At 63.2% G+C, this 24,083-nt stretch carries 19 protein-coding genes; 10 read left to right on the top strand and 9 right to left on the bottom strand.

What is annotated here, in order from left to right; translation table 11 throughout:
- Nucleotides 1-148: 148 nt before the first annotated feature.
- A complete protein-coding gene (locus FHR27_RS19010) occupies nt 149-859 on the top strand; it encodes a substrate-binding periplasmic protein (protein WP_373565123.1) in 711 nt (236 codons plus the stop codon).
- 10 nt (nt 860-869) lie between these two features.
- On the opposite strand, the gene FHR27_RS19005 is transcribed toward FHR27_RS19010, so the two are convergent.
- The 3 genes from FHR27_RS19005 to mdtD form a co-directional block, all read right to left on the bottom strand.
- A complete protein-coding gene (locus tag FHR27_RS19005) occupies nt 870-2,105 on the bottom strand; it encodes a diguanylate cyclase domain-containing protein (RefSeq protein ID WP_179539287.1) in 1,236 nt (411 codons plus the stop codon).
- Nucleotides 2,106-2,141: 36 nt separating this feature from the next.
- Nucleotides 2,142-3,521: an ATP-dependent RNA helicase DbpA gene (dbpA, locus tag FHR27_RS19000; RefSeq protein ID WP_082045807.1), complete on the bottom strand. Its 1,380-nt coding sequence runs from the start codon at nt 3,519-3,521 to the stop codon at nt 2,142-2,144.
- 77 nt (nt 3,522-3,598) lie between these two features.
- Entirely contained in the window at nt 3,599-5,014 is a 1,416-nt protein-coding gene (gene mdtD, locus FHR27_RS18995) for a multidrug transporter subunit MdtD (RefSeq protein WP_042554428.1), read from the bottom strand.
- A gap of 148 nt (nt 5,015-5,162) precedes the next feature.
- Here mdtD and torT point away from each other — a divergent pair, with 148 nt between their 5' ends.
- Complete coding sequence (gene torT, locus FHR27_RS18990) at nt 5,163-6,179, top strand: TMAO reductase system periplasmic protein TorT (protein WP_042554429.1); 1,017 nt, start codon at nt 5,163-5,165, stop codon at nt 6,177-6,179.
- Here the strand turns inward: torT and betA are convergent.
- The 5 genes from betA to FHR27_RS18965 form a co-directional block, all read right to left on the bottom strand.
- Nucleotides 6,176-7,885 carry a choline dehydrogenase gene (betA, locus tag FHR27_RS18985; RefSeq protein ID WP_179539286.1) on the bottom strand — a complete coding sequence of 570 codons (1,710 nt, stop codon included), beginning with the start codon at nt 7,883-7,885 and terminating at the stop codon, nt 6,176-6,178. The genes torT and betA overlap by 4 nt on opposite strands.
- Before the next feature lie 119 nt (nt 7,886-8,004).
- Nucleotides 8,005-9,477: a betaine-aldehyde dehydrogenase gene (gene betB / locus FHR27_RS18980; protein WP_042554431.1), complete on the bottom strand. Its 1,473-nt coding sequence runs from the start codon at nt 9,475-9,477 to the stop codon at nt 8,005-8,007.
- Nucleotides 9,478-9,876: 399 nt separating this feature from the next.
- Nucleotides 9,877-10,479, bottom strand: coding sequence for a transcriptional regulator BetI (betI, locus tag FHR27_RS18975; RefSeq protein WP_042554432.1), 603 nt, complete (start codon nt 10,477-10,479; stop codon nt 9,877-9,879).
- Between the two features lie 59 nt (nt 10,480-10,538).
- Nucleotides 10,539-11,231 (bottom strand): response regulator, encoded by a 693-nt coding sequence (locus tag FHR27_RS18970; protein ID WP_042554433.1) that lies wholly within the window; start codon nt 11,229-11,231, stop codon nt 10,539-10,541.
- Nucleotides 11,224-13,149 carry an ATP-binding protein gene (locus FHR27_RS18965; protein ID WP_052493812.1) on the bottom strand — a complete coding sequence of 642 codons (1,926 nt, stop codon included), beginning with the start codon at nt 13,147-13,149 and terminating at the stop codon, nt 11,224-11,226. Before FHR27_RS18965 ends, FHR27_RS18970 begins: the two co-directional genes overlap by 8 nt.
- A 164-nt stretch (nt 13,150-13,313) precedes the next feature.
- On the opposite strand from FHR27_RS18965, the gene FHR27_RS18960 reads away from it, so the two are divergent.
- Entirely contained in the window at nt 13,314-15,191 is a 1,878-nt protein-coding gene (locus FHR27_RS18960; protein WP_156152719.1) for a potassium transporter Kup, read from the top strand.
- Between the two features lie 143 nt (nt 15,192-15,334).
- Here the strand turns inward: FHR27_RS18960 and FHR27_RS18955 are convergent, their stop codons facing one another.
- On the bottom strand, nt 15,335-15,967 hold the full coding sequence (locus FHR27_RS18955) for a class I SAM-dependent methyltransferase (RefSeq protein WP_179539285.1): 633 nt from the start codon (nt 15,965-15,967) through the stop codon (nt 15,335-15,337).
- Nucleotides 15,968-16,069: 102 nt separating this feature from the next.
- On the opposite strand from FHR27_RS18955, the gene FHR27_RS18950 reads away from it, so the two are divergent.
- From FHR27_RS18950 to FHR27_RS18920, 7 genes are all read left to right on the top strand, one after another.
- Nucleotides 16,070-18,427, top strand: a complete 2,358-nt coding sequence (locus FHR27_RS18950; RefSeq protein ID WP_179539284.1) for a DNA polymerase II — start codon at nt 16,070-16,072, stop codon at nt 18,425-18,427.
- Nucleotides 18,428-18,690: 263 nt separating this feature from the next.
- Nucleotides 18,691-20,037, top strand: a complete 1,347-nt coding sequence (locus FHR27_RS18945; protein ID WP_179539283.1) for an OprD family porin — start codon at nt 18,691-18,693, stop codon at nt 20,035-20,037.
- Between the two features lie 280 nt (nt 20,038-20,317).
- Nucleotides 20,318-20,962 (top strand): DMP19 family protein, encoded by a 645-nt coding sequence (locus tag FHR27_RS18940; protein WP_179539282.1) that lies wholly within the window; start codon nt 20,318-20,320, stop codon nt 20,960-20,962.
- 63 nt (nt 20,963-21,025) lie between these two features.
- Entirely contained in the window at nt 21,026-21,577 is a 552-nt protein-coding gene (locus tag FHR27_RS18935; RefSeq protein ID WP_042554439.1) for a sugar O-acetyltransferase, read from the top strand.
- Nucleotides 21,578-21,738: 161 nt separating this feature from the next.
- A complete protein-coding gene (locus tag FHR27_RS18930; RefSeq protein ID WP_042554440.1) occupies nt 21,739-22,377 on the top strand; it encodes a peroxiredoxin in 639 nt (212 codons plus the stop codon).
- 9 nt (nt 22,378-22,386) lie between these two features.
- Nucleotides 22,387-22,974: an NADPH-dependent FMN reductase gene (ssuE, locus tag FHR27_RS18925; RefSeq protein ID WP_179539281.1), complete on the top strand. Its 588-nt coding sequence runs from the start codon at nt 22,387-22,389 to the stop codon at nt 22,972-22,974.
- A gap of 112 nt (nt 22,975-23,086) precedes the next feature.
- Complete coding sequence (locus FHR27_RS18920) at nt 23,087-24,064, top strand: sulfonate ABC transporter substrate-binding protein (RefSeq protein WP_042554442.1); 978 nt, start codon at nt 23,087-23,089, stop codon at nt 24,062-24,064.
- Nucleotides 24,065-24,083: the final 19 nt, after the last annotated feature.

Genomic DNA, 24,083 nt, shown 5'->3' with positions numbered 1-24,083 from the left:
AGCGATTATGCTCAATGGATAAAACGGGAATAGCTATTTGCCACTATCTTGTCTGCCGTTACCTCAGGCGCGCCGTCGGCATGTTTCATGCGGCGGGTTCACTCTTGGCTTTCGGGGCACATGAGCATTGAAAAGCTGGCGAGCGTGGTTGCTGTCGCTGTTCCTGCTGCCCGGCGCTGTGGCCGCCGAGCAGTTGCGCCTGGTCGCCGATACCTGGCCGCCGTTCACCGACCAGCGCCTACCGGGAAATGGAGTGGCAGCGGAGCTGGTCGCGACTGCGCTTGAGCGTGCCGGCTACACCAGCGATTACCGCGAAGTGCCTTGGGAACGAGCCATCCTGGGGTTGCAGCGGGGGGATTACGATGTGCTGATCAATGCCTGGTACAGCGACGAACGTGCCGGGTTCGGTCACTTTTCCGAGCCCTATCTGATCAACCGAATCCGTTTCGTGCAGCGCAAGGGCGATGGCATCGCTTTCGCTCAACTCTCCGACCTGTACCCCTACCGAATCGCCGTGCTACGTGGCTATGCGTACTCCGCGCAGTTCGGTGCCGACAAGAATCTGCGCAAGGTCGGCGTCAGCAGTTTCGAAAGCGCCGCGCACATGGTGCAGCACGGTCGGGTGAGTCTGGCGCTGGAGGATGAATACGTTGCGCGCTTTCAGTTCAACCACCAGCTCAAGAGCATTGCCGATCAGCTGGAGTTCCTGCCGACGCCCCTGAGCGAAAACGGCCTGCACATTCTCATCCGTCTGACCCATGGCAACCACCTCGAGATTGCCAGGCGTTTCGACGCCGCGATTGCGGCCATGCGCGCCGATGGCAGCTATGCGGCGATCATGCAGCGTCACGGCCTGTAGGTCGCGAACGTCACTGCCAGAGCGTGCGCGCGCGACCCTGCCGCTTGGCCTGATAGAGCTGCTGGTCGGCGAGGTGCAGGAGGCTTTCCAGGTCATCCGGGGCGCCGTGATAGACGCCGGCACTGAATGACAGCGGCGGCGCGCCAATCGCGTACTTGAGCTGTGCGCACTGCTCACGCAGGCGGTCGAGAGCCTGGCTCAACTGCTCGGCGTTCTGCTGGCTGACCATGGCGAATTCCTCACCACCCAGGCGGCCGAGCAGGGCATCGGGAAACGCTGCGCTCAACGCCCGGGTAAAGGCGACCAGCGCCGCGTCGCCGCTGGCATGGCCATGTTCGTCGTTGATCTGCTTGAAGAAGTCCATGTCGAGCATCGCCACGCTGAGATCGCGACCACTGCGCTGGGCCAGCTGGAATTGCTGGATTCCCTGCTCGTAGAACGCCCGCCGGTTGTTCAACCCCGTCAGTGCGTCGAATTGCGCGGCCTGCTTGAGTGCGCGCATCAGATCACGGCGCTCCAGAGTGGAAATCACCCGACAGTTCAGTTCTTCCGGGCAGAACGGTTTGCGCAGGAAGTCGTCAGCGCCGTGCTTGATGAACATGGCGCTGAGCGAGCCCTTGGTATCGGCGGACAGGCCAAGGATGATCAGCTCGTTGCGCTTCATCTTCTGGCGCAGCAGCTTGACCAGTTCGAAGCCGCTGATGCCGGGCATGCTGTGGTCGACCACCAGCAGGTCGATATCCGGTTGTTCCTTGAGAATGCGCAGGGCTTCCTCGCCGTCGCTGGCGTCGATGATCTGGTAGCGATGCGGCGCCAGCACATGACGAATGAAGTGGCGCGTGGCCTCCGAGTCCTCGGCGACGAGAATCTTCACCTGGCTGTTGCTTTCCAGCCGGTGCAGCAGGCGGAAAGCGTACTCGTAGGAGTGCTGGCTTTCCTTGAGCACGTAATCGACCACGCCCTTGAGCAGCAGGTCATCGCGACGTTTTTCGTTGTACGAGCCGCTGAGCACGATGCACGGCAGGGCGTAGCGCATGACCAGATCGACGCTTTCGCCATCCGGCGCATCCGGCAGGTGCAGATCGACGATGGCAGCGAAGAACAGCTCCGCCGAGGTTTCCAGCATGACCTCGGCTTCAGCCAGAGAAGCGCAGAATACCGCTTGCAGATCCGTTTCCTGGCGGAACAGATGCTCGAGGATTTTCAGGACCAGCGGGCTGTCTTCGATAACCAGAATATTGCGCACGAAACCCCCTGTAGCGGATCTGCAATTTCCTTGAGTTTACAACGTGCGCACGCGTAATGAGCGGCCTTTGATCTTGCCTTCGCTGAGGCACTTGAGTGCTTGCACGGCCAGGCTGCGTTCGACGGCTACATAGGCCTGGAAGTCGAAAATGGCGATCTTGCCGACCTGCGCGCCAGGGATGCCGCCCTCGCCCGTGAGTGCACCGAGAATATCGCCGGGGCGCAGTTTGTCTTTGCGCCCAGCACCGATGCACAGCGTCATCATGAGCGGCTGCAGCGGCGCGCCCCCTTGGTGTTTCAAGCTGCTCAGCGGGTGCCAGTTGAGTGGCGACTTTTGCAGGTTTTCGATGGCTTGGGCACGATGACCTTCGGCCGGGGCAACCAGGCTCATGGCCAGGCCTTTCTCGCCTGCACGACCGGTGCGGCCAACACGGTGAATGTGAATTTCCGAGTCGCGCGCCAGTTCGACGTTGATCACCATGTCCAGTGCGTCGATGTCCAGGCCACGCGCCGCCACATCGGTGGCGACCAGAACGGACAGGCTGCGGTTGGCAAAGGTCGCCAATACCTGATCGCGGTCGCGTTGTTCGAGGTCTCCGTGCAGGGCGGCGGCCGAGATGCCCTTGGCGGTGAGGTGGTCGACGACTTCCTGGCATTGTTGCTTGGTGAAGCAGAAGGCCACGCAGGATGTCGGGCGGTAGCTGTTGAGCAGCTTGACCACGGCGTCCAGGCGCTCTTCAGGCGTGATCTCATAGAAACGCTGTTCGATCTGGCTGTCGTCGTGCAGCGCTTCGACCTTGACCTGCTGCGGGTTGCGCATGAAGGTCGCGGACAACTGTTTGATGCCGGCCGGGTAGGTGGCCGAGAACAGCAGCGTCTGGCGGCGCTCCGGGGTCTGCCCGATGATCTCGGCGATGCTGTCGTAGAAGCCCATGTCGAGCATGCGATCGGCTTCGTCGAGCACCAGGGTATTGAGGCCGTCGAGTTTTAGCGTGCCTTTGGCCAGGTGCTGCTGCACCCGGCCGGGGGTGCCGACAATGATCTGCGCGCCGTGCTCCAGAGAGCCGATTTGCGGGCCGAAGGGCACGCCACCGCAAAGGGTGAGGATCTTGATGTTGTCTTCGCCCCGGGCCAGGCGGCGCAGTTCCTTGGCGACCTGATCGGCCAGCTCGCGAGTGGGGCACAGCACCAGCGCCTGGCAGCCGAAGTAGCGCGGGTTGAGGGGGGCCAGCAGGCCGATGCCAAAGGCGGCGGTCTTGCCACTGCCGGTCTTGGCCTGGGCGATCAGGTCCATGCCCTTGAGCATGACCGGCAGGCTCTGGGCCTGGATAGGCGTCATCTGCGCGTAACCGAGGGACTCGAGGTTCGCCAGCATGGCGGGCGACAGGGCAAGCGAGGAAAAAGCGGTGGCGGTCACGGTACAGAGCCTAGGGAGAGCGTTTAGAGGTGCCTAGTGTAGCAGGCGCCGTGCCCGGTTCCGTGGCGATCGCTGCGTTACTCGTCGACGTCCACCTCCACGCGTCGGGCGCTGCGTCCGTCTTCCGGCGACAGCTGCAGGAAGATGCCTGCCGCCAGTATCGACAGCAGGCCGACGCACAGGTAAGTGGCCTGGAAGGCGCCCAGTACGCCATCTGCAGCACCCTGATTGTCCAGGTTGAAACCGCCAAGCAGTGCCGCGGCGGCGGCGATCCCCATGCTCATCGACAGTTGCACCACCACGGACAGCAGGCCGTTGCCGCTGCTGGCCTCGCTATCGCGCAGGTCGATCAGGGTCACGGTGTTCATGGCGGTGAACTGCAAGGAGTTGATGGCGCCGATGAGGGTCAGCTGAATGGCCAGTTGCACGTGGGAGGTCTGCCCGTCGACCAGGGCCATGCTGGCGATCAGCAGGCCTAGCAGCACGGTGTTGCTGGTCAGGATGCGGCGGTAGCCGAGGCGGTCGATCAATGGCTTGGCCAGCGGCTTCATGGCCATGGCGGCCAGGGCCAGGGGGATCATGCTCATGCCCGCCTGGGCCGGTGAGTAACCCATGCCCAATTGCAGCAGCAGTGGCGTGAGGAACGGCAGGGCGCCGCTGCCCAGGCGGGCGAAGATATTGCCGAGAATGCCCACCGCGAAACTGCGGGTGTGGAACAGGCTGGGCGGGAACAGCGCATTGGGCGTGCGCCCGGCGCGCAGCCAGTACGCGGCCAGACACGCCAGGCCACCGAGCAACAGCAGCATCACCCGGACATGGGGCAAGTGCAGTTCGCCGAGGCCTTCGAGCGCCATGGTGATCAACAGCATGGCGGCGCCGAAGAGCAGGAAGCCGATTAGATCGAACCGCGTGCGTTCGGGGCCGCGCAAGTCCGGCATGAAGCGGAAGGCGGCCCAGCAGCCGATGGCGCCGACCGGCAGGTTGAGCAGGAAGATCCAGTGCCAGCTGGTGTACTCCACCAGCCAGCCGCCCAGGGTGGGGCCGATCAGCGGCCCGAGCAGGCCGGGCAGGGTGATGAAACTCATGATCCGTACCAGCTCGGTACGCGGATAGGCGCGCAGCACCACCAGACGACCTACCGGCATCATCAGCGCGCCGCCGAGACCCTGGATGATGCGTGCGATCACCAGCATGTTCAGCGACTGCGAGACGGCGCACAGCAGCGAGCCGAGGCTGAACAACAGGATGGCGCCAAAGAATATGTGCCGGGTGCCGAAGCGATCCGCCAGCCAGCCGGAGGCGGGGATCAGCAGTGCCACCGTGAGCATGTAGGCGATGACCACCGACTGCATGCGCAGCGGGTCTTCGGAGAGATCGGCGGCCATGCTCGGCAGAGCGGTGTTGAGGATGGTGCCGTCCAGCGTCTGCATGAAGAACGCGATGGCGACGATCCAGGGCAGCAGGCGGGCAGTGCGGGCGTCGAGCAAGGTCATGGTGGTCTCACTACGGGGTGTCATACTCTATCCATGCCGGTCATCCAGGCATGGGTGCTAGGATGAACCGTGGTCAGTGTACTAGGGTCTGTTGACGCTTCACGCACGGCTCGCGCTGAAAGGCCAACAGATACTAGGGAGGGTTCATATGCGCTGTCTGTTGTTGCTCGCTATGCTCTGGTCGAGCCTTTCGGCGGCGGCGTGGTTTTCTCAGCCTGTTCTTGTCGATGGTCAGTTGCATGTCTATCAGCCGACGAATGCAGCCAGTGAGCCCTGGCGTATTTGCGTGCTGATCCCGAATGCCAAGGATCGTTACTGGTGGGGCGTAGCCTGGGGGTTGCAGCAGGAAGCTCAGCGTCTGGGCGTACGGCTTGGCATCTACGAGGCCGGCGGCTACGACCATCCCGAGGTTCAGGTCAGGCAGTTCGACCATTGTGTCAGTAAAGGCGCCGATGGCTTCTTGATCGCTGGCATCAATCCTTCCGACCTGTGTTCACGCATCGCGGTTCAGCAAAGCGCCGGGCGCCCGGTGATCGACCTCATCAATGGCCTTGGCTGTGAAACGCTGAGCTCACGTTCTCGTGTCGACTTCGCCGATATGGCCAGCGCTACCGTGAATTATCTGACCACGCTCAGTGAAGGTCGGCCAATTCGTGTCGGCTGGTTGCCGGGGCCTGCCGATGCCGGCTGGATAAAGGACGCCGAGCGTGGCTTGCACGCCGCTTTGCAGGGAACCGCCATCACGTTGGTGCACGGCGGTTATGGCCCGCTGGATCGCAGTCGTCAGGCGCAGCTGGCGCGCGAGCTGTTCAAGAACGAGCCTGCGCTCGACTACGTGATCGGAAACGCCGAGGCGGCACTGTTCGCCACCGAACTGGTGAACAGCGCCCGTTCGCCCACTCGGGTGTTGTCGCTCTACGCCACGGATCGCGTGCTGCAGCAGGTGCGCGAAGGCGACATACTGGCCGCCCCGACCGACTCTCCAGTGATTCAGGCACGTATCGCCCTGGATCTCGCGGTACGCGGTCTGCAGGGCGAAGTGCTACCCGCCATCATCAGTCCGCAGGTCGAGATACTCGATGCCCGTGCCCTCAAGCGCTTCGATCTCGAGCGCCTGGCACCGCCGGAGCGCTATCGGATGACGACTCAGGAACTGCCGAACTAACTGGCCGTTCGCATCGCTTCGACCGCGCGCTGCGGGGTGCCGCGTACCGGTTTGCCATTGGCGGTGTAATAGGGCGCGGTGCTGCGCGGCAGTGCCTCATTGCCACGAATGCGGTCGGCGATCTTCTCGGCGATCATGATGGTGGTGGCATTGAGGTTGCCGGTGATGATCTCCGGCATGATCGACGCGTCCACCACGCGCAGGCCCTGTACACCATGCACGCGGCCCTGGCCATCGACTACCGCCATGGCGTCCTCGCCCATCTTGCACGAGCAGGATGGATGGAATGCCGTCTCTGCGTGTTCGCGGATGAAGGCATCCAGCTCGGCATCGCTCTGTACATGAGCACCGGGGCTCAGTTCACGGCCGCGGTACGGATCGAGAGCGGGTTGGTTGATGATCTCCCGGGTCAGGCGAATGCCGTCGCGAAACTCCTGCCAGTCCTGCTCATGGGACATGTAATTGAACAGGATGCTCGGGTGCTGGCGCGGGTCCTTCGACTTGACCTGCACGCGGCCGCGACTTGGCGAGCGCATCGAGCCCACGTGGGCCTGGAAGCCGTGCTCTTTCACCGCATTGCTGCCGTTGTAATTGATCGCCACCGGCAGGAAGTGGTACTGCAGGTTCGGCCACTCGAACTCTTCGCGCGAGCGAATGAAACCACCGGCCTCGAACTGATTGCTGGCGCCGATGCCGTCGCCGGCCAGCAGCCATTTTGCGCCGATCCCGGGCTGGTTGAGCATCTTCAGGGCCGGGTACAACGACACCGGCTGGGTGCAGGCGTACTGCACGTACACCTCCAGGTGATCCTGCAGATTGGCGCCCACGCCGGGTAGCTCGTGCACCACGTCGATGTTCAGGCTGCGCAGCAGCTCGCCAGGGCCAACGCCGGAGCGCTGCAGAATCTGTGGCGAGGCAATGGCACCTGCGCACAACAGCACTTCGCGGCGTGCCGTGGCGATGATCGGCGTATTGCCGTTGCCCTGCAGGTAGGCAACGCCGTTGGCGCGCTTGCCGTCGAACAGGATGCGGTCGGTGGTCGCGTGGGTGGCGATGGTCAGGTTGGCGCGCTCGCGGGCCTGATCCAGATAGCCACGTGCCGTGCTGGCGCGGCGGCCTTCCGGGGTCACGGTGCGATCCATCGGGCCGAAGCCTTCCTGCTGGTAACCGTTGAGGTCCTCGGTACGCGGGTAGCCCGCCTGCACGCCGGCCTCGACCATGGCGTGGAACAACGGGTTGTTGTCGGCCTTGGGCGTGGTCACGCTGACGGGGCCGCTGTCACCGTGATAATCGTTGGCACCGATGTCGCGGGTTTCCGCCTTGCGGAAATACGGCAGGCAATCCAGGTAGCTCCAGTCTTCGAGGCCGGGCTGCTTGGCCCAGTTGTCGAAGTCCATGGCGTTGCCGCGGATATAGCACATGCCGTTGATCAGCGACGAACCGCCCAGGCCCTTGCCGCGTCCGCACTCCATACGGCGGTTGTCCATGTACGGTTCCGGGTCGGTCTCGTAAGCCCAGTTGTAGCGGCGGCCCTGCAACGGAAAGGCCAGGGCGGCAGGCATCTGGGTACGGAAGTCGAGGCGATAATCCGGGCCGCCGGCTTCCAGCAGCAGCACGCTGACGCTGGCGTCTTCGGTCAGGCGGGTCGCCAGCACGTTACCGGCGGAGCCGGCGCCGATGATGATGTAATCGAATTCTTGGGACATGGTGGCCTCCTGGTAGGTGGCTGAGCCTTGGGCCAAGCGGATCGCAGGCCCGTGTCCGGCTCATGCAACAGGTTTGCAGCGCTGCCGGGACGCCGGTTGGCGCCGCCTGGCAAACGCAGTCAGAACACCGAGGCGTAATCGCCCAGTTCGACCTGCACGGATTTGATTCGGGTGTAATGAGCCAGCGTGGTCAGGCCGTTCTCGCGGCCGACGCCGGATTGCTTGTAGCCGCCCACCGGCATTTCGGCAGCGGATTCGCCCCAGGTATTGATCCAGCAGATGCCTGCTTCCAGCTTGTGGATAACCCGGTGCGCACGATTCAGGTCGCGGGTGACGATGCCGGCGGCCAGGCCGTAGTCGGTGTCGTTGGCGCGGCGGATGACTTCCTCTTCGCTGTCGTAGATGAGGATGCTCATCACCGGGCCGAAGATTTCCTCGCGCACGATGGTCATGTCGTCACGGCAATCGGTGAACACGGTCGGTGCCACGTAGGCGCCATTGGCATATTCACCCGTGGTCACCCGCTCACCGCCGATCAGCAGGCGAGCGCCTTGCTGGCGACCCGACTCGATGTAGCCGAGCACGCGCTCCATGTGGGCGAAGCTGACCAGCGGGCCGAAGTTGGTGTTGTCATCCTGTGGGCTGCCCAGGCGGATGCGCTTGACCCGCTCCAGCACCTTGCTCTCGAAACGAGCCTGCAGCGCGCGTGGCACGAAGACCCGCGTGCCGTTGGTGCACACCTGACCGGAGCTGTAGAAGTTGGCCATCAGCGCGATGTCGGCGGCGCGGTCCAGATCGGCGTCTTCGAAAATGATCAGCGGCGACTTGCCGCCCAGCTCCATAGTCACTTCCTTGAGCGATGAGCTGGAAGCACTGGCCATGACCTTCTTGCCGGTGACCGTGCCGCCGGTGAAGGAAATCTTCTCGATCCGCGGATGCTCGGTGAGCCACTGGCCCACTTCACTGCCGCTACCGGTCAGCACGTTGAACACGCCATCGGGCAGGCCAGCCTCGCTGTAGATTTCGGCCAGTTTGAGGGTGGTCAGCGAGGTGACTTCGCTGGGCTTGAAGATCATCGCGTTGCCAGCGGCGAGGGCTGGAGCGGATTTCCACAGGGCGATCTGGATCGGGTAGTTCCAGGCACCGATACCGGCGACCACACCCAGCGGCTCGCGGCGGGTATAGACGAAGCTGGTGTCGCGCAGCGGGATCTGTTCGCCCTCGATGGCCGGGATCAGACCAGCGTAATACTCGAGTACATCGGCGCCGGTGACGATATCGACGTAGCGGGTTTCGCTCAGCGGCTTGCCAGTGTCGAGGGTTTCCAGCTCGGCCAGCTCGTCATTGCGCTCACGGAGAATATCCACGGCACGACGCAGGATGCGTGAGCGCTGCATGGCGGTCATCGCGGCCCAGACTTTCTGGCCCTGCTCGGCACTGACCACGGCACGTTCGACATCGTCCTGGCTGGCGCGCTGGATGTTGGCCAGCACCTCGCCGTTGGCTGGGTTGATGCTTTGCAAGGTGGCGCCGCTGCTTGAGTCGACGTACTGGCCGCCTATATAGAGCTTCTGGTCTGCGAATCGAGCCATGGGGCGTCTCCTGATCGGGCCAGGCACCGTTCGCGGCCTGGCGGATGGATCGGCGTGATCGAGATGAAAAGACATGTCAGCCGATTTGGTTAAAAAACAGCCTACTTTATTTTTATTGATCGATCAATCAATAAAAATCCTGCGGGCGACGAGAAACCAGCCGAATACGACGAGTCGGCGCCTTTTCAGGAGGAATCATTCGCTGCATCTCTGACGCGCAGGCTGAAGATGCAGCCCAGTATTGAGGGCCGTCGTAGGAGCCGGCTTGCCGGCGATAGCAGTGGCAAGATCGACGCATGGGTTGCGGCTGCAACCGCTTCGCTGGCAAGCCAGCTCCTACCAGGAGGGTGCCTGTGCGCGGCAACTGGTGGATGATTGGCGGCTACCGCTTGCGGGCGATCAGCTGGGGTTGGTGTCGGCCTTGGCCAGTTGCAGGTCGAGGTAGTCGTAGGCGATCTGCGCCGCCTGGCGGGTATCGAAGCGTTCCCCGGACAATGCACCGCGCAGCCACAGACCGTCGATCAGCGCCGCCATGCCACGGGCGGCAGCACGGGCTTGCGGTTGCGGCAGCACTCGGCGGAACTGGCCGCACAGGTTGGAGTACAGGCGCTGGTCGTTGACTCGCTGCAGGCGACGCAGGGAGGGGTGGTGCATGCTGCTGGCCCAGAATGCCAGCCAGGTCTTCATCGCTGGGCCGCTGACCTGCGTCTCGTCGAAGTTGCCGTCGATGATCGCGCGCAGGCGCGCCTGTGGGGTGTCTTCGCGCAGCAGCCGGTAGCGGGCATGGACGGCCTCGCTGAGCGCCTGCATCAGGTGGCGCATGGTCGCTTCCAGCAAGCCGTTCTTGTCCTGGAAGTAGTGGCTGATGATGCCGTTCGACACGCCGGCGAGGCGTGCGATATAGGCGATGCTGGCATCGCTCATGCCAACCTGGTCGACGGCTTCGAGGGTCGCCGCAATCAACTGCGAGCGGCGGATCGGCTGCATTCCGACCTTGGGCATCGTGTTCTCCGGTAGGGGCTGTGGCAGCAGTCTATCAGAGGCTCGCGCAGGCTGGCCGCTCAGCTATCCCTATCCACCAGCCGATAGCCGACCCCGGCTTCGGTGATGATCAGCCGCGGTGCGGCCGGGTCGTCGCCCAGTTTCTGCCGCAGGTGAGCGATGACGATGCGCAGGTAATGGCTGTGCTCGACATGGCTGGGTCCCCAGATGTCGCGCAGCAGCTGCTGTTGGGTGACGACCATGCCAGGGTGCCGGGCGAGCGTCTCCAGCACGGCGTATTCCTTGCGCGTCAGGCCGACATCCTGATCGTCCAGAGTGACCCGGCGAAAGGCGAAGTCGACCCGCAGTGGCCCGTTGACCAGTGCTGCCGCAGGCCTTTCGGCCGATGGTCGATTGCGCAGCAGGGCGCGTACGCGGGCGAGGAATTCCTGCACGCCGAAGGGTTTGCTGACGTAGTCGTTGGCGCCCTGGTCGAGCGCCATGACCTTGTCCTTTTCCCCGGCACGCACCGAAAGCACCAGCACCGGCACGCTCGACCATTCACGCAGTCGCGTCAGTACCTGCTGGCCGTCCAGATCCGGCAGGCCGAGGTCGAGCACCACCAGATCCGGTTGCTCCAGTGCCGCCAGTCGCAGGGCCACTTCGCCACCGTCGGCTTCGATTACCCGATAGTTCTGGGCCTGCAGGCCGATGCGCAGAAACTTGCGGATGGCTGCCTCGTCGTCGACCAGCAGAATGGTCGCTTCACTCATGGGAAATGGCCTCGTTTTCGCCGGGTTCATCGTCAGGGGGCGCCGCCAGCGGCAGTTGCAGGGTCAGTGTGCTGCCCTGGCCGACGACCGAGGCGACGCTCACCTTGCCGCCGTGGGCATTGAGCATGCCCTGGCAGATCGCCAGGCCCAGGCCGGTGCCTCCGCCGCCACGGTCTCCCCGTGCGGCGGTGTAGAACATGTCGAAGATGCGTGCCTGCTCGTCCGCGGGAATGCCGGGGCCCTGGTCGCTCACGGCAATGTTCAGCCAGTCGCCGTCGTTACGGACGCGAATGCCGATTTCGCCGCCGGGTGGGGAGAAGCGGGCAGCGTTTTCCAGCACGTTGATCAGCGCCTGCTCGATCAACGCGCCCTGGATCCACAGCAGTGGCGTATCGGCCGGCACATCGTGGCTGACCTGCAGGGGCTGCAGCACCGGCTGCAAGCGTTGCAGGGCGGCGGCGATCAGATCGTCGGCACTCACCCAGTCGCGTTCCAGGCGCAGGCCTCCATGGCCGAGGCGGGTCATGTCCAGCAGGTTCTGGATATAGCGATCCAGTCGCGCGGCTTCGGTGCCGGTGTCCTGCAGCAACTCGTCGCGAACACCTGCGTCGAGGCTGTCGGCGAACAGTTGCAGGGTTTCGATATTGCCGCGCATGGCGGTCAACGGCGTGCGCAGGTCATGGGATACCGAGGCCAGCAGGGCACTGCGCAGCCGCTCGGTTTCGTGATGCAGGCGCGAATGGGCGAGGGCTTCAGCGATCTTCACCCGGGCCAGCGCGTTGCTCAGCAGTGGCAGCAGGGCGCTGATCAGGCGCCGCTGGTCGATGGGCGGCGCGTCGCCCTGCCCGGTGCGCACGCCAAGCAGCGCCAGCGGTCGATCGATTTCCAGCAATGGCCACCACCACCAGTGCGGGCGCGCCAGGCTGTGGCTGTCGTAGCCGCGTGGTTGCGCGTTGCGCCAGGCATGTTCGGCACTGATCCGCTCCAGCTCGCTGAGGTCGGTAGGGCTGCCATCCAGCGTTTGCCAGCGACCATTTTCATCCAGGCCCAGCAGACACAGTTGCGCAGCGGGGATATCCAACTGGCGGGCCATGGCCTGCAGCAGATCAGTGTGATCACGGGCGTTGCTCAGGCGCTCGGCGAACAGCAGCAATTGCTGGGTCTGCGTCTGAGCCTGCTGCAGGTCCCGGTACTGTCGCCGCTGGCGGGCGGCGAGGTTGCCGGTGAGCAGGGCCATCAGCATGAAGAACACCAGGGTGAGGATGTCCTGCTCGCGGTGGATCATCACCGACCAGGCCGGTGGCAGGAAGTAGAAGCCGTAGGCGCCGAACGACAGCAACGCGCACAGCAGTGCCGGGCCGGTGCTGCTGCGCACGGCCACCAGCAGCACGGCGGCGAGAAATATCAGGGAAATGTTCGGCAGGTCGAGCCAGCGCGAAACGCCCAGAGCCAGCAGTGCGCCGACCACCGCCGCAGCGATGGCCAGCAGGTATTCGCTGAACGGCGCCGTGGGCTGCAGCACCTTGCGTTCGGTGAGCCTGCCTGGCAGGTTCAGGACGCCGATCTCGAAACCGTCCCCCTTGCGTAATAGCGAGCCGCTCAGTGAGCGCCGCCCTGTGCCGGCGCACCACAGGCCCGCTGCCTGTCTGGCATGGGCGAAGTCGATGAGCAGGGCAGCGCAATCATTGCCCTGCAGTTGCACGTAACTGCCGCCCAGTTGTTCGCAAAGACGTTCCGGTGTGTGCAGCCGCTCATGCCGAGCACTGCCGCCCACCGCCACGGCGATCCAGGGTCTGCCACGTTGTCGCGCCAATTCGGCGACATGGCCGAGCAGGGCGTCTTCGTTCGCCTGGCCGCTCAGGCAGGCCAGTAGAGGCCCCTGTGGATAACGCAGGGTAGGAGGTACAGCGGTAGGCATGGCGATTTCCGGTCCAGGGCAGTGATGATCATGGCCCGCTGCAAGGTTGGCGTAAAGAACCGCGAGTGGGCGTAAAAATGCCGTAAAAGTTCGCCTGAAGACGCTGTTGGCAGCCGGGTTCAGAGGTATATCTGAAGCATCTGCAGTTCCCAGAGAAATCCAACGTGAGCACCACCACTACCCGCACCTCTCCCATTGCGTTGCTGATCGGCGCGGTCGGTATCGTTTATGGCGATATCGGCACCAGCCCGCTGTACAGCCTCAAGGAAATCTTTTCGCCGCATTACGGCGTCGATCTGTCCCAGGCCAGCGTGCTCGGTATCCTGTCGCTGATCTTCTGGTCGCTGACCCTGGTGGTCACCGTCAAGTACGTGATGTTCATCCTGCGCGCCGACAATGGCGGCGAGGGGGGCATCATGGCCCTCACCGCCCTGGCCCAGCGCGCCGCTGCCGGCCATCCACGTCTGCGTTCGGTACTGATCATGCTCGGCCTGTTCGGCGCCGCACTGTTCTATGGTGACAGCATGCTCACTCCGGCGGTTTCGGTGCTCTCCGCCGTGGAGGGTGTCGGTCTGGTGGTCGACGGCATCGATCACTGGGTGGTGCCGGTGGCGCTGCTGATCCTGGTGCCGCTGTTTCTGTTGCAGCGCCATGGTACGGCGCGCATCGGTTATCTGTTCGGGCCGGTGATGGTGGTCTGGTTCGTGGTGCTGGGTGCGCTGGGCGTACATGGCATCGTGCAGCAGCCGCAAGTGTTGCTGGCGCTGAATCCCTATTGGGCGCTGCACTTCTTCATCGCCAATCCGTTGCTTGGGGTGACGGTAATGGGCGCGGTGGTGCTGACCATCACCGGGGCTGAGGCGCTGTATGCCGACATGGGCCACTTCGGTCGCCGTCCCATCGTGCACGCCTGGCTGTTTCTGGCCTTTCCCGGTCTGATTCTCAACTATTTCGGCCAGGGCGCAGTGCTGCTCAGCGATCCCGAGGCGGTGCGTAACCCCTTTTATCTGCTGGCGCCGTCCTGGGCGCTGATTCCCCTGATCGGCCTGTCGACCCTGGCCACCATCATCGCCTCCCAGGCGGTGATCACCGGCGCCTTCTCGGTGACTCGCCAGGCGATCCAGCTCGGCTACGTGCCGCGCATGCAGATCCTGCACACCTCCAGTGCCGAACAGGGGCAGATCTACATTCCCCTGATCAACAGTTGCTTGCTGATCGGTGTGGTACTGCTGGTGCTCGGCTTCCAGTCGTCCAGTGGCCTGGCCGGCGCCTATGGTGTGGCCGTGACAGGCACCATGCTGTGCACCACGCTGCTGGTGTCGGCGGTGATCCTGCTGTTGTGGCGCTGGCCGAAAGTCCTGGCCGTGCCGCTGTTGGCGGTGTTCCTGCTGGTCGACGGCATCTTCTTCGCCGCCAACGTGCCGAAGATCGCCGGTGGCGGTGCAGTTCCAATGATCGTCGGCATCCTGCTGTTCGGCCTGATGACTACCTGGAAACGCGGTCGCCAACTGGTGCTCGAACGCCTCGACGAACATGCGCTGGTGCTGCGCGACTTCATCGCCAGCATTGCCCTGCAACCGCCCCATCGGGTCGCCGGTACCGCGGTGTTCCTGACCAGCCGGGTGGACGTGGTGCCCCATGCGCTGTTGCACAACCTGCTGCATAACCAGGTCCTGCATGAGCGGGTGATGCTGCTCACCGTGCTCTACGAGGATCGTCCGCGGGTGCCGTTGGCCGAGCGCTTCGAACTCGATGCCTATGACCAGGGGTTCTATCGCGTGCGCCTGCGCTTCGGCTTCCTCGAAGCACCGGACATTCCTCAGGCGCTGGCGCAACTGAGCGAAAAGGGACTCGATTGCCCGCCGATGCGCACCACCTACTTCCTCAGCCGGGAAACGGTGATTCCTTCCGAGCGTATCGGCATGGCCATGTGGCGCGAGCGGCTGTTCGCCGTGCTGCAGAAGAACGCCGGTAGCTCTCTGGGCTTCTTCCGGCTGCCGGTGAACCGGGTGATCGAGCTGGGCACGCAGGTGGAGATTTAGACTGTGAAATGGCGATAGCCGCCGTTCGTAGTCGGGCGCCAATTGGTGGGCTGAAGCCCACCCTACGGTTAGATGCGCGGCTGTAGGGTGGGCTTCAGCCCACCAAACCGAACGGCTGCTATCGCCTTATAGCCGTCACCGAGTCAGGCATCGCAGCGACGCCATACACTGGCCAGCCAGGGTTGTTGCTCGCGTGGCAGGCCAGCTGGGCGGTAGTAATGTTCCAGCTCGTCGAAGCCGGCGGCGGTGAGCAGTTGGCGCCAGCTGTCCAGGTCATGCCAGGCACCATAGCGCTCGCCGCTCCAGCCTTCCTGGTTGTCGCCTCTTGGGTTGGAGCTGAACAGCACGCCGCCCGGCTTCAGGCTGGCACGAAGTTCCCTGAGCACCCGAGGCAGTTCCTGGCTGGGGATATGGAACAGCACGGCGTTGGCGAATATGCCGTCGAAGCGTTCTGCCGGCAGATTCAGGGCGAGAAAGTCTTGGTGCCAGACCTCGCAGCCACTGTCTGCGCGGGCCATGGCGACGAACTGCGAGCAGCCGTCGAGACCTACCGGGCGATGGCCGAGCCTTGCGAAGGTGCGCAGGTCACGGCCGGGACCACAGCCGAAGTCGAGAATGCTCAGGGGGGCGGCCGCGTCGATATGGCGCAGCAGCGCGTCGATATTCTGGCTGACGTCATGGTCGCGGGTGCCCTCGCGAAAGCCTTCGGCGTTGGCCTGGTAATGAGCCAGCGTGCGGCTGGTGATCTGTTGCAACTGATCGGGGTCGATGGGCATGACGGGCCTGCGCAGTACGTGGGCGCCTATTTAACCGCATTGCGCGCAGGCCGTGACGATGCGCGATAACATCGCACCCTGAACAGCATTCGAGGTGGCAGGGTGGATCTACAGCAGGGCTTCGTCCTGACCCGGCACTGGCGCGATACGCCAGCCGGTACCCAGGTGGAATTCTGGCTGTCGACCGACAGCGGCCCGCGTCTCGTCCGCCTGCCGCCGCAAACGTCGGTGGCCTTCATTCCTGTCGAGCAGCGCGCGCGCGCCGAGGCCTTGTTGGGCAAGGAGGCGGATGTCGAGCTGCGCCCGCTGCAGCTGCGCGACTTCCGTCAGCGCCCGGTACTTGGCCTGTACTGCCGCCAGCAGCGCCCGTTGATTCAGCTCGAGCAGGCCCTGCGGCAGGCCGGTGTGGAAGTCTACGAGGCCGATATCCGTCCGCCCGAGCGTTACCTGATGGAGCGCTTCATTACCGCGCCTGTACTGTTCGGCGGTACGCCGACACAGGAGGGGGTGCTGATAGACGCGCAGTTGAAGCCGGCGCCGGACTATCGCCCGCAGCTCAAACTGGTTTCCCTGGATATCGAAACCACCGCCCGCGGCGAGCTGTATTCGATCGCTCTGGAGGGCTGCGGCCAACGCCAGGTGTACATGCTCGGGCCGCCGAACGGTGACGCCGACGTCGACTTCGATCTCGCTTATCTGGATAGCCGCGCCGAGTTGCTGGAGGCGCTCAATGGTTGGCTGGAGCGTTTCGATCCGGACGCCATCATCGGTTGGAACGTGGTGCAGTTCGACCTGCGTGTGCTGCACGAGCACGCGCAGCGTCTGCAAGTGCCGCTACGCCTCGGCCGTGGTGGCGAAGCGTTGAACTGGCGCGAGCATGGTTCCAAGCAGCATTTCTTCGCCAGTGCACCGGGCCGTCTGATCATCGATGGCATCGAAGCGCTGCGCTCGGCCACCTGGAGCTTCCAGTCCTTCAGCCTGGAAAGCGTCGCCCAGCAGTTGCTTGGCGAGGGCAAGGCGATCGACAACCCCTACCAGCGCATGGACGAAATCAACCGCATGTTCGCCGAGGACAAGCCGGCTCTGGCCCGCTACAACCTCAAGGACTGCGAGCTGGTGACGCGCATCTTCGCCAAGACCGAGCTGCTCACCTTCCTGCTCGAGCGAGCTACGGTCACCGGCCTGCCGGTGGATCGCAGCGGCGGTTCGGTCGCCGCCTTCAGCCACCTGTACATGCCGCTGATGCATCGACAGGGCTTCGTGGCGCCCAACCAGGGCGAGCGTCCGCCCGAAGCCAGCCCGGGCGGCTTCGTCATGGATTCGCGGCCTGGGCTTTACGAGTCGGTGCTGGTGCTGGATTACAAGAGCCTGTATCCGTCGCTGATCCGCACCTTTCTGATCGACCCGGTGGGGCTGGTCGAGGGGTTGCGTCAACCCGACGATGCCCACTCGGTTGCGGGCTTCCGCGGTGCGCGCTTTTCGCGCACTCGGCACTGCCTGCCGGCCATCGTCGAACGCGTGTGGCAGGGCCGGGAAGCCGCCAAACGGGCAGGCAACGCGCCTTTGTCGCAGGCGCTGAAAATCATCATGAACGCCTTCTACGGCGTGCTCGGCTCCAGTGGTTGCCGCTTCTTCGATACGCGCCTGGCGTCCTCGATCACCTTGCGTGGCCATGAGGTGATGCGCCGTACCCGCGAGCTGATCGAGGCCGAAGGGCATGCGGTGATTTATGGCGATACCGACTCCACCTTCGTCTGGCTGCGCAGCGCCCACCGCGAGGACGACGCCGAGCGTATCGGCCGCGGCCTGGTGCAGCGGGTCAACGCCTGGTGGCGCGAGCACCTGCAAACCGAGTTCGGCTTGCAGAGTGCTCTGGAGCTGCAGTTCGAAACCCACTTCAGCCGTTTTCTGATGCCGACCATTCGCGGCATGGAGGAGGGCAGCAAGAAGCGCTACGCCGGGCTGATCCGTCAGGCCGATGGCGGCGAGGAAATGGTCTTCAAGGGGCTGGAAACGGTACGCAGCGACTGGTCGCCGCTGGCCCGGCAGTTCCAGCAGGAGCTGTACCTGCGCATCTTCAAGCGTCAGCCCTATCAGGATTACGTGCGTGACTACGTGCAAAGCACTCTGGATGGCGAGTTCGACGAGCGACTGGTGTACCGCAAGCGTCTGCGCCGACGCCTCGATGATTATCAGCGTAACGTGCCGCCCCATGTGCGGGCGGCACGCCTGGCCGATGCCCACAATGATGAGCAGGGACGCCCTCGCCAATACCAGAGCGGCGGCTGGATCAGTTACGTGATGAGCGTGGCGGGCCCTGAACCCCTCGAGCTACGCCGCGCGCCCATCGACTACGGCCACTACCTGAGCAAGCAGCTGCAGCCGGTGGCCGATGCCATCCTGCCGTTCGTGGACGATGACTTCAGCGCACTGATCGGCGGCCAGCTCGAGTTGTTCTGAGACCCATGCCGGAACTTTCGAAACTTTTTGCAAACATTCTGCTTCCGCCACGTGACCCGCGCTTGAGCCGCGCGTCGAACAGAGCGGACTGCTGACAGAGAACCTTGTCAGGTCGGGCCGTATATTCAAAAAAGTAATTTATTAGTAATTATTGATTCTTTTTTGTTTTATTCGCCTTGGCTTAGCCTTGCACCTGCCAATAACTAGCGCTTATCGAGTCTGGCCCAGCCGGCTCGCGATCCATGCCCCGGAGCATCACACCCATGAAAAAATCCACCCTGGCCCTGGCCGTCACCCTCGCCACGCTGGCGCAACAGGCCAGCGCTGCCGGCTTCGTCGAAGACAGCACCGCCAAACTCGACCTGCGCAATTTCTATTACGACCTGAACACCAAGAACACCGCCGACAACACGGGCGAAGCGAATGAGTGGGGGCAGGGTTTTATTTTCAACTACCAGTCCGGCTTCACCCAGGGCACCGTTGGTGTCGGCGTCGACGTGATCGGGCTGTATGGCCTGCGTCTGGATTCCGGCGGCAAGAACACCAAAGCCGGTCGTGATCGCACCCCGGGCCAGCTGTTCCCGCTGGAAACCGATGGCAGTGCCGTCAACGATTACAGCAAGGCTGGCGCTACCGCCAAGTTCCGCCTCTCGAAAACCGAGCTGCGCGTCGGCACCCTGCAGCCGAAGCTGCCGGTCGTGACCTTCAACGACGGCCGTCTGCTGCCACAGCTGTTCAACGGTGGCCAGGTCATCTCCAATGAGATCGATGGCCTGACCCTGACTGCCGGTCAACTGGAGCACACCAAGACCCGCTCTTCTACCGATGACATCGGTCTGCGCATCGGTGGCGCCGCTCGCCCGAATGGTACGGCTGTCGGCACGCCAATCGCCGATACCAACAAGTTCTACTTCGCCGGTGGCGACTACAAGATCACCAAGGACCTGACCGCCCAGTACTACTACGGCAACCTGGAAGACTTCTACAAGCAGCACTTCCTGGGCCTGGTCCATAACCTGGCTCTGCCGGCCGGTAATCTGAAAACCGATCTGCGCTATTTCAACAGCGGCTCCGATGGCAAGAACGGCAACCTGGCGGGCCGTAACGAAGGCTACCGCAGCAGCGGCTACTGGGCTGCTGGCGACACCAAGAGCGGCGAAGTCGACAACCAGACCTGGAGCGCCCTGTTCACCTACAGCCTGAGTGGCCATGCCCTGAGCGCGGGTTACCAGCAGGTTTCCGGCGACAGCGCTCTCCCGTTCCTCAACCAGGGTGACGGCTCCAGCTCCTACCTGATCACCGACCGTCAGATCGGCAAGTTCGCCAGTGCTGGCGAACGCACCTGGCTGGCCGAGTATGGCTATGACTTCGGTACCGTTGGCGTGCCTGGCCTGAAAGCTGTCGTCACTTACCTGAAAGGCGACAACATCGATGCCGCCGATGGCGAGCGCAAAGAGTGGGAGCGCGACTTCCGTCTGGATTACGCCGTTCAGCAGGGTTCGCTCAAAGGTCTGGGCTTCTCCTGGCGTAATGCTTCGCTGCGTGGCAACAACGCGACAGACGCCGACGAGAATCGTCTGATCGTCAGCTATAGCCTGCCGCTGCTCTAAGTTTTCCGGGTGGGGCGAAGCACCGCTTCCCTCGCCCTTTTTATTCGAGCCTGCCTGCGCCAGTCATGGGTTGCAGGCGCTCGTCGCGACAGCGGTTCGCCGCTTCGATCGCGAGCCTCCATTCCTCGTGGTGGAATCTTTACCGGGCGCAAGCCCGGTTTTTTATGCCTGCGATAAAGCTTACGGCCACCGATGTGCAGGTGAACGCAGTTCTGCACGCTGTTCAGCGTCGCCAGGCTCTGGCATGGTCGGCTCCGACTTCATTCTGGTGACCAGGCCCATGCCCTATCATCGTTACCCCGAACTCGCCTTCCTGAAGATCGACCACCTGAGCTTCGATGAGCAGAAGGTGTTCTTTCATCTGCGCAATGGTCAGGTGTTTTCCCTGATCCAGGATGGCTATCTACGACTCGACCGTCTTTCACCCGCGCAGCGGCAGGACTATCGCCTGGAAAATCTGGGGTTCACCGCCAGCTGGCGACATCTGGGAGGCAGTTGCTGGGATGCTCCGGAACTGGCCTGGGAGGACCTGCAGAACCAGGCGTTGCGCCGTCTGGACGAAGCCGCTTGGGACCTCGAGGCGATCGAACTGCGAGATCGACAATTGGTGGCCTTATGGCGTCTCCAGGCCGACTACTACAACGGTGGCCTGCTGCAGTTCTTCGCCAACTGGGGCATGCCGACCTTCGAGTACGCCCAGGCCGCACTCGCCCTGCTGGGCCTGCAGCAGGCCCGTCAATTGTTGCAGGATTTCTACGGTGTATTCGCTCATCTGCAGGATGAGCCGACCGAAATCGCCCTGTGGGACATCCCGCAATGGCTGACCGAGGCGCAGAACGCACGACTCTGCGAGGTGGACGAGCGGTTGGGCGAGGCGATCGAGGAACTGCAGTGGGTGGCGCTTGGACATTTCCTGACGACCTGATTGGCGGAACCCCAGGGGGACTTCAGGTTCACTTACTGCACACCCCCAAAGGAAGCACCCGCCATGGCGCTCAGTGAAAAACACAAAATGCTCATCGGTGAGCTCTATCTGGCCAGCGATCCCGAACTGCAGGCCGAAAGCGCCGCCACCATCGCCTGGCTGGCGCGCTACAACGGCAACCTGGGGCTGTCACCTGCCGAGCGTACCCAAGTGCTGGGCGAGCGCCTGGCCAGCATTGGCCGGGGCGTGGTGGTGCGTTCGCCGTTTCACTGCGATTACGGCTTCAATCTCAGCCTGGGCGACGAGGTGTTCATCAACTTCAACTGCGTGATCCTCGACGTGGTGGCCGTGAGCATCGGCGACAAGACCCAGATCGGCCCCGGCGTGCAGATACTCACCGCGGATCATCCCCGTGCTCCTGCCGAGCGTGAGTCCGGCCTGGAATTCGGTCGGCCTGTGAGCATCGGTCGCAACGTATGGATCGGCGCTGGAGCGCTGATCCTTCCGGGAGTGACCGTCGGTGACGACGCGCTGATCGGCGCTGGCAGCGTGGTCACCCGCGATGTACCTGCTGGAGCGAAGGTCGCAGGCAATCCGGCGCGGCTGCTCGAATAGCGCCATGTCACTGGACAGGCCCGCCGTTGACGAGGTGCTGGCGCGTCTCGAGTCCATTCAGCTGATTTGGTTATAAATAAATCATTATTTATTCTTTTTAATATTCCGTGTTCCTGAGCATAGTGAGCGCCACGCAACGACTCACTTGAGGAGCACACAGCATGAGCATCCGCCTTGGCGACATCGCACCTGACTTCGAACAGGATTCCAGCGAAGGCCGTATCCGCTTCCACGAGTGGCTGGGTAGCCAGTGGGGCATCCTGTTCTCCCACCCTGCGGATTTCACGCCGGTGTGCACCACCGAGCTGGGTTTCACCGCCAAGCTGAAAGACGAGTTCGCCAAGCGCAACGTCAAGGCCATCGCCCTGTCCGTGGACCCGGTCGACTCCCACCTGAAGTGGATCGACGACATCAACGAGACCCAGAACACCGCGGTCAACTTCCCGATTCTGGCCGATGCCGACCGCAAGGTTTCCGAGCTCTACGACCTCATCCACCCGAATGCCAACGACACCCTGACCGTGCGTTCGCTGTTCGTCATCGACCCGAACAAGAAGGTCCGCCTGAGCATCACCTATCCGGCGAGCACGGGGCGCAACTTCAACGAAATTCTCCGTGTGGTCGACTCGCTGCAACTCACCGACAGCCACAAGGTGGCCACCCCGGCCAACTGGCAGGACGGTGACGATGTGGTGATCGTGCCTTCGCTGAAGGACGAAGACGAGATCAAGCAGCGCTTCCCCAAAGGCTATCGCGCCGTGAAGCCCTACCTGCGCCTCACCCCGCAACCGAACAAGTAAGGACATCCCATGTTGGTGGTTTTGCTGGGTGGCAGTCCGAGCCAGAAGTCACGCTCCAACGTACTGCTCGACAGGGCGCGGCAGTGGCTGCAGTCCCATGGTGTCGAGGTGGTGAGTTATCAGGTGCGTGACTTCGAGGCCGAGGATCTGCTCTTCGCCCGTTTCGACAGCCCGCGCATTCAGAGCTTGCAGGCCCACGTGGCTGCTGCCGATGGGCTGATCGTGGCGACGCCGGTATACAAGGCGTCGTTTTCGGGCGCATTGAAGACCCTGCTCGACGTGCTGCCCGAGCGCGCGCTGCATCACAAGGTGGTGCTGCCAATCGCCACGGGTGGTAGCAGTGCCCACATGCTGGCGGTGGATTACGCCTTGAAGCCGGTGCTGTCGGCGCTCAAGGCGCAGGAAGTACTGCACGGCGTTTTCGCCGATGACAGCCAGATTGCCTACACCGATACCGGTGGCGATCTGCTGCCGGTACTTGAACAGCGTCTGGATGACGCCTTGCAGCATCTGATCCAGGCACTCAACCGCCGGCCACAGCCGATCGAGCCGGGGCTGTTAAACGATCGCCTGATCAGTGGGCGCTGGAGCGCCTGAGTCAAGGATTCACACACATTTTCCACATGGGTGAAGGTTCACCCATCAACCACCTTACTAGCCCGCCAACGAGGCAGCAGGTGGCCAAACACTCAATGCAGAGGAGAGCGTCATGCGCACTATCACTTTGCGTCGGAGTCTGGTCGCCTTGTTTGCCGCGGCCATTTCCTTCGGCGCCATTACCCAAGCTCAAGCCGAGACACTGCGTATCGGCTATCAGAAATACGGCACCCTGGTGCTGCTCAAGGCCAAGGGGACGCTGGAGAAGCGTCTGGCCGACAAGGGCGTGGACGTCAAATGGACCGAGTTCCCCGGTGGCCCGCAGTTGCTCGAAGGGCTCAACGTAGGCTCCGTGGATTTCGGAGTGACCGGTGAAACGCCGCCGGTCTTCGCCCAGGCGGCCGGTGCCGATCTGCTCTACGTCGCCTACGAGCCGCCAGCCCCGCACAGCGAAGCGATTCTGGTACCCAAGGATTCACCGCTCAAGTCGGTGGCCGAGCTGAAAGGCAAGAAGGTCGCGCTGAACAAGGGCTCCAACGTGCATTACCTGCTGGTGCGTGCTCTGGAAGACGCGGGCCTGAAGTACAGCGATATCCAGCCCGTTTACCTGCCGCCGGCCGATGCCCGCGCTGCATTCGAACGCGGCAGCGTCGACGCCTGGGTCATCTGGGACCCCTTCCAGGCGGCCGCCGAACAGCAACTGCAGGCACGCACCCTGCGTGACGGTGAAGGCCTGGTCGACAACCACCAGTTCTACCTCGCTACCAAACCCTACGCCGAGAAGAACCCGGAAATCCTTCAGGTGCTGATCGAAGAGGTCCGCGCCGTGGGCGAAGACTCCAAGGCCGACCCGGAAAAGGTTACCGACCAGGTCGCACCGCTGCTCGGCTTGCCACGGGACATCACCGCCATTGCCGTGAAGCGCCAGGGCTACGGCGCTGCAGCACTGACTCCGGAAGTGGTGACGGCGCAGCAGAAGATCGCCGACACCTTCACCGAGCTGAAACTGATCCCCAAGAAATTGAGCATCAAGGACGTGATCTGGACACCGCCGGCGTCCCTCGCAGCCGCTCAGAAAGCCCAGCAGTAAGGCATTCAGCTGCATGGTC

Origin of the sequence: Pseudomonas flavescens, assembly GCF_013408425.1 — a bacterium.
Classification (GTDB): domain Bacteria; phylum Pseudomonadota; class Gammaproteobacteria; order Pseudomonadales; family Pseudomonadaceae; genus Aquipseudomonas; species Aquipseudomonas fulva_A.
Note: the sequence above shows the minus strand (reverse complement) of the source record. Positions and strands in the feature narration are given on the sequence as shown.